Annotated in this window: 14 protein-coding genes; 3 read left to right on the forward strand and 11 right to left on the reverse strand. The window is 55.4% G+C overall.

Features of this window, described 5'->3' with window-relative positions; translation table 11 throughout:
* Positions 1 to 82: 82 nt before the first annotated feature.
* Positions 83 to 871 (reverse strand): SDR family NAD(P)-dependent oxidoreductase, encoded by a 789-nt coding sequence (locus TMES_RS03475; RefSeq protein WP_085579395.1) that lies wholly within the window; start codon positions 869 to 871, stop codon positions 83 to 85.
* 100 nt (positions 872 to 971) lie between these two features.
* On the opposite strand from TMES_RS03475, the gene TMES_RS03480 reads away from it, so the two are divergent.
* A complete protein-coding gene (locus TMES_RS03480) occupies positions 972 to 1,595 on the forward strand; it encodes a TetR/AcrR family transcriptional regulator (RefSeq protein WP_085579397.1) in 624 nt (207 codons plus the stop codon).
* 54 nt (positions 1,596 to 1,649) lie between these two features.
* Here the strand turns inward: TMES_RS03480 and xylB are convergent, their stop codons facing one another.
* The 8 genes from xylB to TMES_RS03520 form a co-directional block, all read right to left on the reverse strand.
* Entirely contained in the window at positions 1,650 to 3,116 is a 1,467-nt protein-coding gene (gene xylB, locus TMES_RS03485; RefSeq protein WP_085579399.1) for a xylulokinase, read from the reverse strand.
* 188 nt (positions 3,117 to 3,304) lie between these two features.
* Entirely contained in the window at positions 3,305 to 4,192 is an 888-nt protein-coding gene (locus TMES_RS03490; protein WP_085579401.1) for a 3-hydroxybutyryl-CoA dehydrogenase, read from the reverse strand.
* A gap of 36 nt (positions 4,193 to 4,228) precedes the next feature.
* Positions 4,229 to 5,164, reverse strand: a complete 936-nt coding sequence (locus TMES_RS03495) for an electron transfer flavoprotein subunit alpha/FixB family protein (protein WP_085579403.1) — start codon at positions 5,162 to 5,164, stop codon at positions 4,229 to 4,231.
* A gap of 15 nt (positions 5,165 to 5,179) precedes the next feature.
* Positions 5,180 to 5,929, reverse strand: a complete 750-nt coding sequence (locus TMES_RS03500; protein ID WP_085579405.1) for an electron transfer flavoprotein subunit beta/FixA family protein — start codon at positions 5,927 to 5,929, stop codon at positions 5,180 to 5,182.
* A 273-nt stretch (positions 5,930 to 6,202) separates the two neighbouring features.
* Positions 6,203 to 6,805 carry a cob(I)yrinic acid a,c-diamide adenosyltransferase gene (locus TMES_RS03505; RefSeq protein WP_085579868.1) on the reverse strand — a complete coding sequence of 201 codons (603 nt, stop codon included), beginning with the start codon at positions 6,803 to 6,805 and terminating at the stop codon, positions 6,203 to 6,205.
* Positions 6,806 to 6,898: 93 nt separating this feature from the next.
* A complete protein-coding gene (locus tag TMES_RS03510) occupies positions 6,899 to 7,096 on the reverse strand; it encodes a twin transmembrane helix small protein (protein WP_085579407.1) in 198 nt (65 codons plus the stop codon).
* A gap of 382 nt (positions 7,097 to 7,478) precedes the next feature.
* A complete protein-coding gene (locus TMES_RS03515; RefSeq protein ID WP_085579409.1) occupies positions 7,479 to 8,018 on the reverse strand; it encodes an EndoU domain-containing protein in 540 nt (179 codons plus the stop codon).
* A 79-nt stretch (positions 8,019 to 8,097) separates the two neighbouring features.
* Positions 8,098 to 8,730: a hypothetical protein gene (locus tag TMES_RS03520; protein ID WP_085579411.1), complete on the reverse strand. Its 633-nt coding sequence runs from the start codon at positions 8,728 to 8,730 to the stop codon at positions 8,098 to 8,100.
* Positions 8,731 to 8,979: 249 nt separating this feature from the next.
* Here TMES_RS03520 and TMES_RS03525 point away from each other — a divergent pair, with 249 nt between their 5' ends.
* Both TMES_RS03525 and TMES_RS03530 read left to right on the forward strand, forming a co-directional pair.
* Positions 8,980 to 9,333 carry a hypothetical protein gene (locus TMES_RS03525; RefSeq protein ID WP_143589514.1) on the forward strand — a complete coding sequence of 118 codons (354 nt, stop codon included), beginning with the start codon at positions 8,980 to 8,982 and terminating at the stop codon, positions 9,331 to 9,333.
* Positions 9,334 to 9,497: 164 nt separating this feature from the next.
* Positions 9,498 to 10,664, forward strand: coding sequence for an adenosylhomocysteinase (locus TMES_RS03530; RefSeq protein ID WP_085579414.1), 1,167 nt, complete (start codon positions 9,498 to 9,500; stop codon positions 10,662 to 10,664).
* Positions 10,665 to 10,765: 101 nt separating this feature from the next.
* On the opposite strand, the gene TMES_RS03535 is transcribed toward TMES_RS03530, so the two are convergent.
* A complete protein-coding gene (locus TMES_RS03535; RefSeq protein WP_085579416.1) occupies positions 10,766 to 12,886 on the reverse strand; it encodes a methyl-accepting chemotaxis protein in 2,121 nt (706 codons plus the stop codon).
* A gap of 192 nt (positions 12,887 to 13,078) precedes the next feature.
* Entirely contained in the window at positions 13,079 to 14,755 is a 1,677-nt protein-coding gene (locus TMES_RS03540) for an acyl-CoA dehydrogenase family protein (RefSeq protein WP_085579418.1), read from the reverse strand.
* Positions 14,756 to 14,877 lie beyond the last annotated feature (122 nt).

Raw genomic sequence — 14,877 nt, forward strand, 5'->3', positions numbered from 1 at the left:
GCACCGGCCCCTTGTTGCCCATCATGTGTAATGGCAGGCAATATGGGACCGGTGCTGGTTTTATCACAGGGCGGGGATGGATTTACGCCTGATAACGCGGCGCTGCCTGCCCGTTAATCAAGTGCGGCAGCATTGCTTTGCGCGCATCTTCAAGGGTTTGCCACAAATTTTCGTCATGCAGGGGCGGAATGGTGATGGTTTCGCCTTTGTCAAACCCGGCAAGGGCGGCATCAACCAGGTCGTCCACATCCATCACGCCATCAAGGTCGTTAACATTGCGACCTGAACGTTCCCAAATTTCGGTACGGGTGGCGGCGGGCAACACGGCCTGAACATGCACACCGGTTGCGGCCAGTTCAATATTCATTGCCTGTGACAGGGCGATAACAAAGGATTTGGTTGCGCCGTAATAGCCCAGCGGTAATTCCGGGGCCAGCCCGACGACAGACCCGATATTAATAATTGCCCCGGCTTTATTTTCAACAAAACGCGGAATAACCGCAGCGCTAAGCTGGCTTAGGGCCGTGACATTTAATGTAATCAGATTGCGGATTTCTGCCGATGTGGCGTCCCTGAAACCGCCATGGGCGGCCATGCCGGCATTGTTTACCAGAATGCCAAGGTTGGGCAAGCTGGCAAGCTGGTCTTCAACCTTTGCAAGGTCGGCAGCATCGGTCAAATCGGCAACAAGAATATCAACCTTCACCCCGGTTTCGGCCCGCAGGCGTGCCGCCAGGGCATTAAGGCGTTGTTCGTTGCGGGCAATAATCAGCAAATCATGGCCGCGTTTGGCAAAGCGGTCGGCATAGGTGGCACCAATGCCGGTGGACGCACCGGTAATGGCAACGGTGCTTTTATGAAACTGCGACATAGGGAATTCTCCGGATTTTTGGCAGGGCATCGCCCTTGCATGTTCATGTATATTTCCTTATGATGATAAGTAACATCATTAGAGTCAACAGGAGGTTTTCATGAAGCTGTCGCAAAGCCAGGTAGACGCCAATCGCCGCCGCATTCTGGCGGCTGCAGCCTGCCTGTTTCGGCAACATGGTATTTCCGGGGTTTCGGTAAATGACGTGATGAAGGCCGCCGGAATGACCCACGGCGGATTTTATAACCATTTCAAATCAAAGGATGATCTGGTTCAGGCATCCTTGGGAATGCCAAATGACCTGCTGGTCGATGGCTGTATGTCGGCACTGGATTTTTCCGATTTGTATCTCAGCCGCCCGCATCGCGACGATGTTGATCACTCTTGCGTGTTCTCGTCGCTTGGCACCGAGCTTGCGCGCGGCAATGCTCGTTTGCGGAATGATTTAACGCAAAATTTGCGCCATTTTGTCGCGCAAATGGCCCTGCCGAAATCCGGCGATGAAAATACTCAGCCCGGAATTGTTGGTAATGCGGATGCGGATGCAGCCAATGACCGCGAGACGGCAATCGCCAATGTCGCCACCCTGATCGGCTCGGTTATTATGGCCCGCATCGCCGATGATCCGCAATTTTCCGACGACATACTGGCCGCGGGCCGCAAGCGCCTTGGTTTGGGATCGCTCGACGATGCCAAAACCGGCATTACCCCGGCATCGGCCTGATCGGGACTGTGTGTTTGTGTCCTGATCCTGACCTGATACGGATATGATACGACGCTAGCGATCCTGAAATTCGTCGGCCAGCGCATCATAAAGGCGGCGGAACTTTGCCATGCGGGGCAGATATTGTTCGTGGCGGTGGGCATCGGGTTTTAAAACATTTTCGATGACCGGGGGCGTGCAAACATCCGCGATGGTGCCATCCTTAACTGCCAGCCGCGCCAGCCGTGCCGCGCCAAAGGCCGGGCCTTTGGCCCCGCCCTGATAACGTGCCAGCGGGGTGCCCATGATATCGGCGATCATTTGCGTCCAATACAGGCTGCGCGCGCCGCCGCCAATAACGCCGGGTAATGCGCAATGCGTTCCGGCGGCATGCAGGCACGATTGCGCATCGGCCAGGGCAAAGGCAACGCCTTCAAGCACCGCCTGCACCATATGATCGCGGGTGGTGTTGGTGCCCAGACCAAAAAACACCCCGCGCGCATAGGGGTTGTTATGCGGGGTGCGTTCGCCGCTAAGATAGGGCAGAAACATCAAATCAGACGGTTTTTTATGTTGCGCTTCAGTCCGTGCCAACAGGTCGGCAATGTTGGTTTCACCCAGCATTTTTGCCACCCACGCCAGGCAACTGGCCCCGTTTAACAAAACCGCCATTTGAAACCAGCGATCAGGCACCGCATGGGCAAAGCTGTGCAACAGTAATTCCGGTTTCGGGCGATAGCGGTCGGATGCGACAAAAAGCTGCGACGATGTGCCCAGCGAAATAAACCCGTCGCCATGGGTGACGGCACCGGCACCTATGCCCCCGGTGGCCGCGTCGCCGCCGCCGCCCGCAATCACCACATTTTTGCCCATGCCCCAGCGCGCGGCCAGTTCGGGGCGCAGCGTGCCGGTGGCATCGCTTCCCTCAAACAGGGGCGGTAACTGGTCAGCATTAAGGCCGGTGGCGGCAATGGCATCGGGGTTCCAGGCGCGTGTTTCCTCGTCCAGCCACAGTGTCCCGGCGGCGTCGGACATTTCGGTGGCCTTTTCACCGCATAAATGCAGGCGGATATAATCCTTGGGCAGCAAGATGGTGCGAACTGCCTCAAACACATCGGGTTCGTGTTTGCGCAGCCACATGATTTTGGGGGCGGTCATGCCGGGCATGGCGACCACACCAGCGCGCAGGGCCAGGCCGGGCAGGGCGGCTTCAAGTTCGTCGCATTCGGCCTTGGCGCGGCCATCATTCCATAAAATGGCGGGGCGCAGCGGCGTATCATCCGCGCCCAGCACCACAGCACCATGCATTTGCCCCGAAAGGCCTATGGCGCGGACCTGTGCCAGGGCGCTGGCATTGTCGGCCATGATCAGGTCAATCGCCTGCAGGGTGGCTTCCCACCAGTCGGCGGGGTTTTGTTCGCTCCAATACGGGTGCGGGTTGCTAAGCGACAGGGCAATATCGGCTTCGGCGACAATTGTGGATGTGTCATCCATCAGCAGGGCTTTCACCGCCGAGGTGCCAACATCGATTCCCATAAACATCGCAACGCCTCCCGTTAATTTTATTCCCTACAGGAGTACAAATTCACGGCGCAATATCAACCAATTTGATTGCGAATTTTTTGTGCCTGCTATCAAAGGTTGGGCTAAAACCGAAAAAGGCCACCGCCCGGGGGCGATGGCCTTGATAATCGAGCTTGCGAAAACTGTGTTCTCGATCCTGACCGGTGTTAGCGGGTCGGGACCGGTTCGTCGCCGGAATAGTCGTAAAAACCACGACCAACCTTGCGGCCAAGCCAGCCGGCTTCGACATATTTTACCAAAAGCGGGCACGGGCGATATTTGGTATCGGCCAGGCCATCATGTAAAACATGCATGATCGACAGGCAGGTATCGAGACCAATAAAATCGGCCAGTTGCAACGGGCCCATCGGATGATTGGCCCCCAACCGCAATGCGGTATCGATCGACTGCACATTGCCCACACCCTCATACAGGGTATAGACCGCTTCGTTGATCATGGGCAGCAAGATGCGATTAACGATAAAGGCCGGGAAATCTTCGGCGCTTGCCGTGTCTTTGCCCAGTTTTTTCGTCAATTCATGAATGATGCGATAGGTCGTTTCATCGGTGGCAATGCCACGGATCAACTCGACCAGTTTCATCAACGGCACCGGGTTCATGAAATGCATGCCCATGAACTTTGACGGGCGGTCGGTATAGGATGCCAGACGTGTCACCGAAATGGACGACGTGTTGGTCGCAATAATGGCTTCTTCGCCCAGAACCGGACACAACGACTTGAAGATCTGCTTTTTGACTTCTTCGTTTTCTGTCGCCGCTTCGATCACGAGGTTGCAGTCGGACAAAAACGTGTATTCCACCCCGGTGGTAATATGGGCCAGGGCGGCGTCTTTTTCCGCTTGCGAAATCATGTCTTTCTTAAGCTGGCGGTCCAGGTTCTTGCCAATCTGAACCAGTGCTTTTTCAAGCGCCTGTTCTGATACGTCAAGAAGACGGACGTCATAACCGGCCAGTGCGATCACATGGGCAATCCCGTTGCCCATCTGACCGGCACCGATCACGCCGATTGTCTTGATATCATCCAATGAAGCCATGTTTCCCCACTTAATCCCTATCCAAAAAGGATCTGACTATTTGTCGAGTTCACTCGCCAATGCGGGAAGGGCCTCGAACAGGTCCGCAACAAGTCCGTAATCGGCAACCGAAAAGATCGGTGCGTCTTCGTCCTTGTTGATCGCAACAATGACCTTACTGTCCTTCATGCCGGCAAGGTGCTGGATAGCACCTGAAATGCCTACCGCAATGTATAGCTGCGGTGCAACAACTTTGCCGGTTTGCCCCACCTGCCAGTCGTTCGGGGCGTAGCCCGCATCAACTGCGGCGCGCGATGCGCCAATGGCTGCACCCAGTTTGTCGGCAATCGGTTCGATCAGATGAAAGTTTTCACCCGACCCCATGCCGCGCCCGCCCGAGATCACAATCGAGGCTGCAGCCAGTTCCGGGCGTTCCGACTCGGTCAGTTCCTGACCGACAAAGCTGGATTTACCAAAATCCGATGCAATTGAAATGCTTTCGACACTGGCCGAACCGCCGTCGCCCGCGACCGGATCAAAGCCGGTGGTGCGGACCGTAATCAGTTTTAAGCTGTCGGACGATTGAACCGTGGCAAGGGCGTTACCGGCATAAATCGGGCGCACGAAAGTATCGGCACTTTCAACGTCGACAATTTCCGATATTTGCGCGACATCCTTAAGGGCGGCAACGCGGGGCATAAAGTTTTTGCCCGTGGTCGAAGATGCCGCCAGAATATGGCTGTAATCGTCTGCCAGTTCGATGACCAGACCGGCCAGGTTTTCAGCCAGTGCATGGCCGTAAACCGCATTATCAGCCAGCAAAACCCTGGCAACGCCGTCGGCCTTGGCGGCCGCATCGGCAACGGCAGCACAGTTTTCACCGGCAACCAGAACAGTAATATCACCGCCAATTTTTTTGGCAGCGGCGATGGTGCAAAGGGTCGCGCCCTTTAATTCGGTATTGTCGTGTTCGGCAATAACTAGAATGCTCATATGACCTGCCCCTGCTTAAATTACTTTGGCTTCGTTACGAAGCTTGTCGACCAGTTCGGCCACATCGGCAACCTTGATGCCCGCCTTGCGCGATGCCGGTTCGGTCACTTTCAGGGTTTTCAAGCGCGGTGTGGTATCCACCCCCAGATCGGCAGGCGACAGGGTATCAAGCGGCTTTTTCTTGGCCTTCATGATATTGGGAAGCGACGCATAACGCGGCTCGTTCAAGCGCAAGTCGGTGGTGACAATGGCGGGAAGGTCCAGCTTGATGGTCTCAAGGCCGCCATCAACTTCGCGGGTCACATCCATTTTGCCATCGGCAATCACGATTTTGGATGCAAACGTGCCCTGCGGCCACCCCAGTAAGGCGGCGAGCATCTGGCCGGTCTGGTTGGCATCATCATCAATCGCCTGTTTGCCCAGAATAACCAGATCCGGGGCTTCTTTGGCGACCACTTCCTTTAGCAGCTTGGCAACCGCCAGCGGCTGCAATTCATCGTCGCTTTCAACCAGAATGGCGCGATCCGCACCCATGGCAAGGGCCGTGCGCAGGGTTTCCTGCGACTGTTTCACCCCAAGGGATACGGCGACCACTTCGGTGGCGCTGCCGGCTTCCTTCAGGCGGACGGCTTCTTCAACGGCGATTTCGTCAAACGGATTCATGGACATCTTGACGTTGTTTAATTCAACGCCTGACTGGTCCTGTTTGACTCGGATCTTGACGTTGTAATCCACAACGCGCTTAACGGCGACAAGAACCTTCATGACAGACCTGTTCGTTTTTGTTGTCTAACCAATGGGTGCATCACCCTTTTAACGGCTTGATACACCCGGTGTTACTGTTTTCCCTGCAATGCACAATAATCGGCACATGCAGGCTTGTCAATTTACGTAAAGAGGTTAACGTTAACGATAACTTCTTTACCGAAAATTTGGTTCTTTCGAACCAAAAACAATATTTTCGGGGCTGCTGGCAAGGTGCTTTGGCAAGGTGGGTTGAGCCCAATGGCTTATCCACCTTCTTACCCCGAAGAAACGCTATTTCTTTTGGCTGTCTGTCGCATCGCGGGTTTGGCCCGGTTGCCACAAAATATCGTCCTTGCCGCCATTATTGGCGTGGCGCGACAGCACAAACATATGGTCCGACAGGCGGTTGATATAGCGTATGGCCTGCGGGTTGATGTTTTCCTGCGCGGCCAGTTCAACCATCAGCCGTTCGGCGCGGCGCGAAACCGTGCGCGCCACATGCAGTTGCGCGGCCAATGCGGTGCCGCCGGGCAGGATAAAGGATTTTAACGGGTTTAAATCGGCATTAATGGCGTCAATTTCATGTTCTAACCGGGTAACCTGGCTTTCAACAATGCGCAGGGCCGGGTATTCGCCTGCGTCATTGGTGCCATCGCCGGGGGTGCATAAATCCGCGCCCAGATCAAACAGGTCGTTTTGAATGCGCGCCAGCATGGCATCGATGTCGGGCGCATCGGCGCTGTGTAATCGGGCAACACCGATTACGGCATTTGTTTCATCCACCGTGCCATAGGCGGCAACGCGAATGTCGCTTTTGGCAACCCGTTTGCCGTTACCAAGGGCGGTTTTGCCCTTGTCGCCCGATTTGGTGTAAATGCGTGTCAGCTGAACCATGTTGTGCGCGTTCGTTTCCTGTTTGGTTTCGTAATTGCCCGGTATCATCCGCAATGGTATTGATCCGGGCCTGTGTTTGTTTGGCGCGCTAGCCTAGCGGTGGCCCATCGCCATGACAGATAAAATCAGCAATAACAAAATGGCCCCGGCCTGCGCGACAATGCGCCACTGCATCAGTTTGTTGGATGTCCGCGCACTTTTGCCGCGGGCCATGGTAATGATGCCCAGCACTAAAATGATGCCAACCGCCGCCATCGCCAGCAAAACACCGATTTGCAAAAACGCAGCCATGTGTCGTCTCCGTTCGAACCCGCCTGATATGTAATCTGGCGCCATGTTTCAGCAAGGTGCCTGATCGTCTTTGGGGCAATTGCATATGGTACAACCGCTCCATTATGGATCAGGGCCGGTATGCTGCGTCAATCTGCCGGTCAGGGCAAGTTTTGCTGTAATGATTGTGAAAAAAAAGCCGGTTTGACCCGCCTGCCAGCGGCAATTTTGGCAAAAACACCGGGTTTTGCGTGTTTTGTATGGGGAAGGCTGCTCGGGTACTGGCAAAAGTGCAGGTGCACAAAAAAAGAAAGCCAGCGCCCAGGGAGAAGGCGCTGACTTCCGTCTTTTTTTGTTTGCTCGTGGGGATCTTAAGGCCGGTATTTAACGGCCGGTATCGGGGTTATGTCCGGGGATAGGCGGTGTTGACATACCAGCCGGTATTATCGTGAAGCCAGTACAGGGTCAGTTCAAACTGGCTTCCCTGTGTTGTCACACAGGAAGGCCCCGACATGTTGTTGTGCTGTGCAGCATAGGCGATGGCGACAAGGACATCATCCTTGCTGCAGTGGTCGGGAAACATGGTCGATTTGGCTTTGTTGAACTGGTCGTGACCATCGCTGATCAGGAAATTATCCAGTTCATAAATGCCGTTGCTTTGCCAGTGCCCGCCCTGCCATTGCGAAACCACAAGGGCATGGCTGTAGCCATCAAATGTGATGGTGCCAGGTGTTTGACCGCCCGGCTGGGCATGAAAACCCACCGCGCCATAACGGCCAATTTCACCGCAAAAGATATGGCGCTGGTTGATGTCGATGTGATCGACCGTCACAATTCGGGCCAGATTGTTGCAATTAACGGCGGCTGACGCGGTTTGGGCCAGTGCCATGGCACCGATAAAAGCCAGCAGAAAGTGCAGGGTCAGGCGAAGCCGGTTTCGCATGTCTGTTTTCCTTGTTCTTGCGATACGGGGGCATGTGCCGTGCCCCCGTATGCTGTGAAGGCCAGGTTATGCGCTGCCCTTATTGGTGGAACAGGCCGCTTTTGCCGTCATAGGTCATGGCAATTTCGTTCACCCCGCCACCGAACTTGGCAACCGACTGTTTGCCGGTCACATCGGTGATGATGGTCGAGCTTTCGAAATGGCCTTCAAGCCAGATATAGACGTCGGTGTACGGCGTTACCTGGATCTGCTGGGTGGCCAGAACCGAATTGGCCGAAATCGGCTTGCGTTCCTGGATCTGCTGGTTGACCTGGGCGGTCTGCGAGACGCCAAAGGTCAGGCAGGGATATTTGCCGTAAGACATGTCGTTCTGTGCGGCAAAGGTGCCCGACCCGACATCCGCACTTTTAACCGGCTGGCCAAAGGTGGCGCTGTCGCTGAAGGTGTAGATGGAGCCGGTCATGGCCGGGCCGGGCTGAACTTCCGACAATTTGGTGATTTTTTCGCCGTTTTTGCCAGTCGAGGCCGTCGAGGCGTAAATCCAGTATTCTTCCGACCACTGAATGGAATTGCTTTCAAACGGGTCAAAGGCCACCCAGATCACACTGACCGAAGAATTGCCCACCGGCTTGGCAAGGGCGATTTTCTGTTGTGCGCCGTTGATGATGTTCAGGTCGGCGGGATCAACGTTAAGGGTGAGGGTAAAATCCATTTTGGTCTCCTGCTGTTTTGTTTTTGGCTGAGCGTTTTGCTCGCCGACAGAAGTAGGCTAAAAAAAATACTCCTATAACGGGTATGATTCCACTGAGACAATATTTTAAATGGCTTTAAGGTGTCGGTGATGGAAACCGTAACCAAAGGCAAGAAGATGGAGCGTCAAATCTTTAAAGGTTTTCCGATCTATGATCAGGTGGCCTTCGCGACTCTTGAACAGCTATTCGAAGAAAACCGAGGATTGGTAATGGCTTCACTGCCATGGCTGGTCGCCGAACTGATCGAGGATTTTGGCTTTCGCGCGGCGCTTGAATTTGTCTATTGTCACGGTGGACGCAAGATTTACCTGCGCAATGATCGCGCCGATCTGGCTCGGAAAATGGATCTAAATATCTCGCAAAAGTTGCATGAGCGTATTTTGAACCTGTCGAGCAGCAGCGGATATGTTGAAATTCCATCCCCGTGGGGGGTATCGGAATCCATCCGCCGGGCGCTGATCATGGGCGATTTCAGCAAGGGCATGAACCGCGAGGAAATCCGCCAGACCTATGGCTTGTCGAGCCGGGCGCTGACCAATATTTTCAGCGTCAACAAACACTAGACCGGCCATCAGGCATTTTCACAATGGGCGATATGCCCCTGTGTTGTGGTGTTAGGCCACAGGCAGGGGCGTTTTTTTGCCTGGCAATTGTGCTGTGTGCTTTTCATTCGGGGCCCGAGCGATTACCAAGGCAGTCGGATTACACTTTAAATGGGCCCCACACCATGAACAGCCGTATCAAGGACGCCGCACTGGCCGCGCACATTACCGATGAAGCACTGGCCTGGCGCCAGGTGATTTGCCCGGTGACCGCCGCCTATGGCAAATATGTTGCCCGTCGCGATTTGCACGGCAAAACCATTGTCAGTTTTCAGCATGTCCTCGAAGATACCATTCCCACTTTGCTGCCTTTTGTGCAGGCTGGCGCAAAGGTAAAAGTTGGCGCGTGCAACCCCGACAGCACCGATGACGCCGCTGCGGCCTATCTGGCGCAAAACGGCGTCGAGGTGCATGCTTTTTCCGGCATGACACCCGATGAATATGCCCAAAGCATCGATATCCTGTCGAATGAACCGGCCGATATTATTGCCGATATGGGCGGGGAGCTGATCGAGGCCTTTGTTAAAAAGGGCCATCAGGTTGACGGGGCGCTGGAAGCCACCACAACCGGGGTGCATCGGGTTGAAAAGCTGGAGCTGAATTTTCCGGTTTTTAACTGGAACGACATTGCGATCAAGGACCGCCTGCATAATCGCCATCATGTGGCGCAGGAAATGTGGCCGGTATTTTCCAATGTTACCGGCTTGGCGTTGTATGGCCGCACCGTGCTGGTGATCGGCTTTGGCCCGGTCGGGCGCGGGGTGGCCGAACGGGCGCGCAACCTGGGGGCTGTGGTATCGGTGGCCGAACGCGACCCGGTCCGCGCGCTTGAGGCCCAGCATCATGGCTGTGCGGTGGTTGACCTTGAAGCCGGGCTTAAAAACAATGCCATCATTGTCACCGCCACCGGCCTTTCGGGCATTTTGGGCAAGGTGCAGTTAAAACAGCTGCGGCGCGGGGCTGTTTTGGTCAATGTCGGCCATTCCAATACCGAAATTGATGTGGCCTGGCTCGATACCCTGCCCAAAACCCGGATGCGCCGCCATATCGAACGCTTTGATCTCGGCGACGATAAACAGGTTTATCTGCTTAACCGTGGCAGTTTGCTTAATCTGGCACCGGGTATGGGCGGGTCAGGCAAGGATCTGTTTGATCCGTTCTCGGCCATTTTGCTGCGCGGCATTGACTGGCTGGCATCGGGCGGGGCATTGTCGTTCAAGCCCGGTTTCTGGGCTTACCCGGCTGAACTTGAAGCCGAAATTGCGCAGCGGATTTTGGCATCGCATAGCTAGTGGCCAATGGTCAAAGGCCAATGGCGGTTTCTTTTTCAAATGTGGTTAAAAGGCGCAGCCTGCCGGTTTTGGCAGCGCTTTTTTACCAAATGACGCCGTCCTCAGGCACGATAGCCGATGCGCAAATTGCCCCAATGTTGGCCGCTTACCATAATCGGCACATCGCATTCCTTCATAAATACAACCTTGTCGCCCATGTCGCGGAAATAGGTTTGCAGCAATACCGGTTTGGTGTTGCGCGCCGCCATGAGCCCGGCACGGTCGTCAAAAATGCGGCGGTTGCGGGCATTGCCAGTGTTCCAAAGCGGGTCGTTGGGCCGCTGGGGTTGGCTAAATACCTTGTTATGGGTCGGTAAATATCCGTTCTGGTCAACTGCTGCGACAAACACAATATGGGCATCCTTGCCCAGGGTGCCTTCCTGCAAGGGGGCAAAATGGGTGTCGGTGAAATTTAGAAACGCGGTGGTAAACTGTTTGGGGTCCGTCCCCTCGATCACCTGATAACGCGGTGTCATCAGTTCATCGATTTTAAGTTCCCCGCGTCGCACCGCATCGTCAAACAGTTTGCCCAGTTGCTGTGCCAGCGGTTTGCCCAGTTCGGCAATTTTTTCGTCATGGGTGCGGGTTTTGACCAGCATCTCGTCGATCACCTTGTGGGCTTCGGCGGTAAGCTGGTCAAACTGGATATGCGCGCCAAGGCTTGAAACCGCCTTTAAGGTGCCATGCAGTTTTGTGTCGCCGTCCAGCGTAATCGACACCGGCTTTCCGGCATCTTTTTCGCTGGCATCAATCCGGGCCAGCAAGCCTGCGGTCGACATGTCGGCGGTGACACCGGTCCGGGTTTCGCCCTTGCCAAAATCAACCACAATATCAACGGCAATCGGCACCCGGCGGCGGGGTTTGTTTTGGCTGGTGCCATCGGCACCGGCATTGGCATCCGACCCGGTTGTGCGCAAAACCGCGCGGAAACGCTGGTCCATTTCCGTTACATCGCGGCGGATATGGGTGGCCAGCCCACGCAGGTTTTCCGATGTGTCCCGCGCATTTTGTGCCTTGCTGTGCGCCAGCCCGATATTGTCGGCAATGCCCTTCATATGGGTGGAAACTTCCTGGGCACTGCCCGAAATTTCATTGATCGCGGCAGTTTGCTGCTCTACCGAGGCGGAAATATCGTTCGACAGGCGGCTTACCTCGTCAATTGCCCCGCCAATGCCTTCAATCGCGCCAACTGCGGTCGATGTTGCCTGCTGGATTGCCTGAATTTGGGCATTGATGTCGGAAATGGCTTTTTCGGTTTGGGTGGCAAGGTTTTTAACCTCGTTGGCAACCACGGCAAAGCCCTTGCCGGCATCGCCAGCCCGCGCGGCCTCGATGGTGGCATTGAGTGCCAGCATTTTGGTCTGGTCGGAAATGCGTTTGACAATATCAACCACCTTGCCAATTTCACCCGCCGTGCTTGACAGGCTGGCCATGGTGCCGGTGGTTTCATCCACCCGGGCAACAGCCTGCCCGGCGATATCGCTGGTCTGGTGAATGCGCTGGGCAATTTCGTGGCTTGATGCCTGTAATTCCTCGGTCGCCGAGGCCACGGTGGCAACATTGCCGCTGGCAATGGCGGTGGTTTCGGTAATGCGTTCCACCAGTTTGGACAACTCGCGCGAATCGGTTTCCATAATTTGCGAAACGTCATTCATCCGCCCGGCCTGAAAGCCGACTTCGGAAATCATATTGTCGGTTTCGCGTTCAATAATTTCGGAAATCGCCTGTATTTCGCGGGTGGTGCGGCTATCGGCACCTGTTGGGCCGGTTTTGACCATCTGCCCCAGAACGGCCCCCATATCGGTGCAAAATGTGGTGCGCAGGGCATCGGCGCACAATTGGGCCTTGTTGCCGCGCATATTTGCCGCCACATGGCGCAGGGCGGTCGACAGGGCATGTTCGTATGCACTTGCCAGCACGGTTGTACTGGCGGTGGGAAACAGGCCCGTTACCGGGTTGCGGGCCAGCTCGCGGCTGATGGTTTCGGGGCCACTGGCACTGAATAAATCCTGCCAGTATTGCGCCATTGCGGTTGCTTTTTGGCTGGCATCGGGCGGTGGGGTGTCGGCGAAATCGGCGATAAAATCCCTGGCGATCTGGCCAAGGTGCGGGGATATGACATCAAATGCAGCGCTGGCATAGGGCAGCGAAGCAGCCCCTGCGGCTGCCTGGCGAATATCCATGGGACGTCTCCTTTGGATTAACCGGGTTTTTCCCCGATAATTCATTTTGTTGTCATGAAGCCTATCTCTATATGGGGGGCGATGTCATATTGTACTTTAGGTTGATATACAAAAAAACGGGTGCCAGCATGCTGACACCCGCAAGGCTGGGCCAGATGGCCCCGGTTCGGTTGGGGGGATCAGGGTGCGATTTTAGCGCCCCAAAAGCCCACGGGTCACGACCTGCGCCTGTATTTCGGCCGCCCCTTCAAAAATGTTCAAAATCCGCGCGTCGCATAACACCCGGCTGATCTGGTATTCGGTGGCATAGCCATTGCCGCCATGAATTTGCAGGGCATTATCGGCGTTGGACCATGCCGTTCGTGCGCCCAGCAATTTCGCCATGCCCGCCTCGATATCACAGCGAATGTCCTGGTCTTTTTCGATGGCGGAAAAATAAGTCAGCTGGCGGGCAATCATGGTTTCAACCACCATCCAGGCGATTTTGCCATACACACGCGGAAAGGCATAAAGCGGTTTGCCAAACTGGATGCGGTCCTGGGCATAGCGCATGCCAATTTCCAGCGCATTTTGCGCCACGCCCACCGCCCGGGCCGCAGTCTGGATACGGGCGGATTCAAACGTTGCCATTAATTGTTTAAAACCCTGGCCTTCCACTCCACCCAGCAGGTTTTCGGTTGGTACACGAAAACCATCAAACCCCAGTTCATATTCCTTCATGCCGCGATAACCCAAAACCTCGATCTCGCCGCCACTCATGCCCTTGGCGGGAAACGGGTTTTCATCGGTGCCACGCGGTTTTTCGGCCAGTAACATCGACAGGCCGCGATACCCTGCCTGATCGGGGTTGGTGCGCGTCATTAATGTCATTAAATCAGACCGGGCGGCATGGGTGATCCATGTTTTGTTGCCTGTAACGCTGTAATGATCACCATCTTTCACCGCGCGGGTGCGCAAATTGGCCAGGTCGGACCCGTTATTGGGTTCGGTAAAGACAGCGGTGGGCAAAATTTCGCCCGATGCCAGCTTGGGCAGGTAATGGTCCTTTTGCGTATCGGTTCCGCCAAGGCGGATCAGTTCGGCGGCAATTTCGGACCGCGTGCCGAGTGATCCCACCCCGATATAGCCGCGCGATAATTCCTCGGTTACCACACACATGGCGGTTTTGCCCATGCCAAGGCCGCCAAATTCTTCGGGAATGGTCAGGCCAAACACACCCAGTTCGGCCATCTCATTGACAATTTCAATTGGAATTAACTCGTCGCGTTCGTGCCAGCCATGGGCGTGCGGGCTGACTTTTTCGTCAACAAAACGGCGAAACTGGTCGCGCACCATATCAAGGGTGTCATCCTCCAGCCCGCTATGGCCAAATTGGCCACTGGCAAGGCTGTCGCTGATCTCATCGGCAATGGCGCGGCGCACCGCATCGACATTGCCCTGCGCGATCAGGGTTTGCACCGATATATCGGCGTTAAATTTTGCAATGTCTTCGGGGGCTGTGCCCATGGCGCCAAGGCGAATGATTTCACCTTGCGACATGGCAATGCCGCCCGAAATCTGAGCCAGATATTCGCCAAAGGCGGCCTGCAAAATCAGTTGTTCCAACCGCCCGAATTTGCCTTGCTGTTCCAGCCGCCCGGCCCATGCGCGCATTTGGCGCAGTGCGTTAACATAGGTGGCAAACCACGCAAAGCCGTGGGCCGCAAACTGGTGCTTTTCCATCAGTCCGGCGTCGAGTTTGCCATCGGGGCAAATGGCGGCGCTGACTGCGTCGCGCGTGGCATCATAAAGCGGGCTCAGGGCGGAAAGGGCGCCGTCACACAGGGATGTCAGCTTGGCGATCAGGGCGTTTTCTGTTGTGGCGTTCATGGCATTATCCTGTCAGGCGGCACCTTGCGGCACACATCACGGTAAGGCGTTGGTCGTGCAAGTGGCGGTGTTTGTGCGTCATCGGGGCCAATATGATGCGACGCCCGGTTTAAAGCACAAAG

Origin of the sequence: Thalassospira mesophila, from assembly GCF_002115755.1 — a bacterium.
Taxonomy (GTDB): Bacteria; Pseudomonadota; Alphaproteobacteria; order Rhodospirillales; family Thalassospiraceae; genus Thalassospira; species Thalassospira mesophila.

Bases quoted from the DNA above. Each gene is read 5' to 3' on its own strand.
- TMES_RS03475 (WP_085579395.1), bottom strand. From the start codon at position 871: ATGTCGCAGTTTCATAAAAGCACCGTTGCCATTACCGGTGCGTCCACC.
- TMES_RS03480 (WP_085579397.1), top strand. From the start codon at position 972: ATGAAGCTGTCGCAAAGCCAGGTAGACGCCAATCGCCGCCGCATTCTG.
- xylB (WP_085579399.1), bottom strand. From the start codon at position 3,116: ATGTTTATGGGAATCGATGTTGGCACCTCGGCGGTGAAAGCCCTGCTG.
- TMES_RS03490 (WP_085579401.1), bottom strand. From the start codon at position 4,192: ATGGCTTCATTGGATGATATCAAGACAATCGGCGTGATCGGTGCCGGT.
- TMES_RS03495 (WP_085579403.1), bottom strand. From the start codon at position 5,164: ATGAGCATTCTAGTTATTGCCGAACACGACAATACCGAATTAAAGGGC.
- TMES_RS03500 (WP_085579405.1), bottom strand. From the start codon at position 5,929: ATGAAGGTTCTTGTCGCCGTTAAGCGCGTTGTGGATTACAACGTCAAG.
- TMES_RS03505 (WP_085579868.1), bottom strand. From the start codon at position 6,805: ATGGTTCAGCTGACACGCATTTACACCAAATCGGGCGACAAGGGCAAA.
- TMES_RS03510 (WP_085579407.1), bottom strand. From the start codon at position 7,096: ATGGCTGCGTTTTTGCAAATCGGTGTTTTGCTGGCGATGGCGGCGGTT.
- TMES_RS03515 (WP_085579409.1), bottom strand. From the start codon at position 8,018: ATGCGAAACCGGCTTCGCCTGACCCTGCACTTTCTGCTGGCTTTTATC.
- TMES_RS03520 (WP_085579411.1), bottom strand. From the start codon at position 8,730: ATGGATTTTACCCTCACCCTTAACGTTGATCCCGCCGACCTGAACATC.
- TMES_RS03525 (WP_143589514.1), top strand. From the start codon at position 8,980: ATGGCTTCACTGCCATGGCTGGTCGCCGAACTGATCGAGGATTTTGGC.
- TMES_RS03530 (WP_085579414.1), top strand. From the start codon at position 9,498: ATGAACAGCCGTATCAAGGACGCCGCACTGGCCGCGCACATTACCGAT.
- TMES_RS03535 (WP_085579416.1), bottom strand. From the start codon at position 12,886: ATGGATATTCGCCAGGCAGCCGCAGGGGCTGCTTCGCTGCCCTATGCC.
- TMES_RS03540 (WP_085579418.1), bottom strand. From the start codon at position 14,755: ATGAACGCCACAACAGAAAACGCCCTGATCGCCAAGCTGACATCCCTG.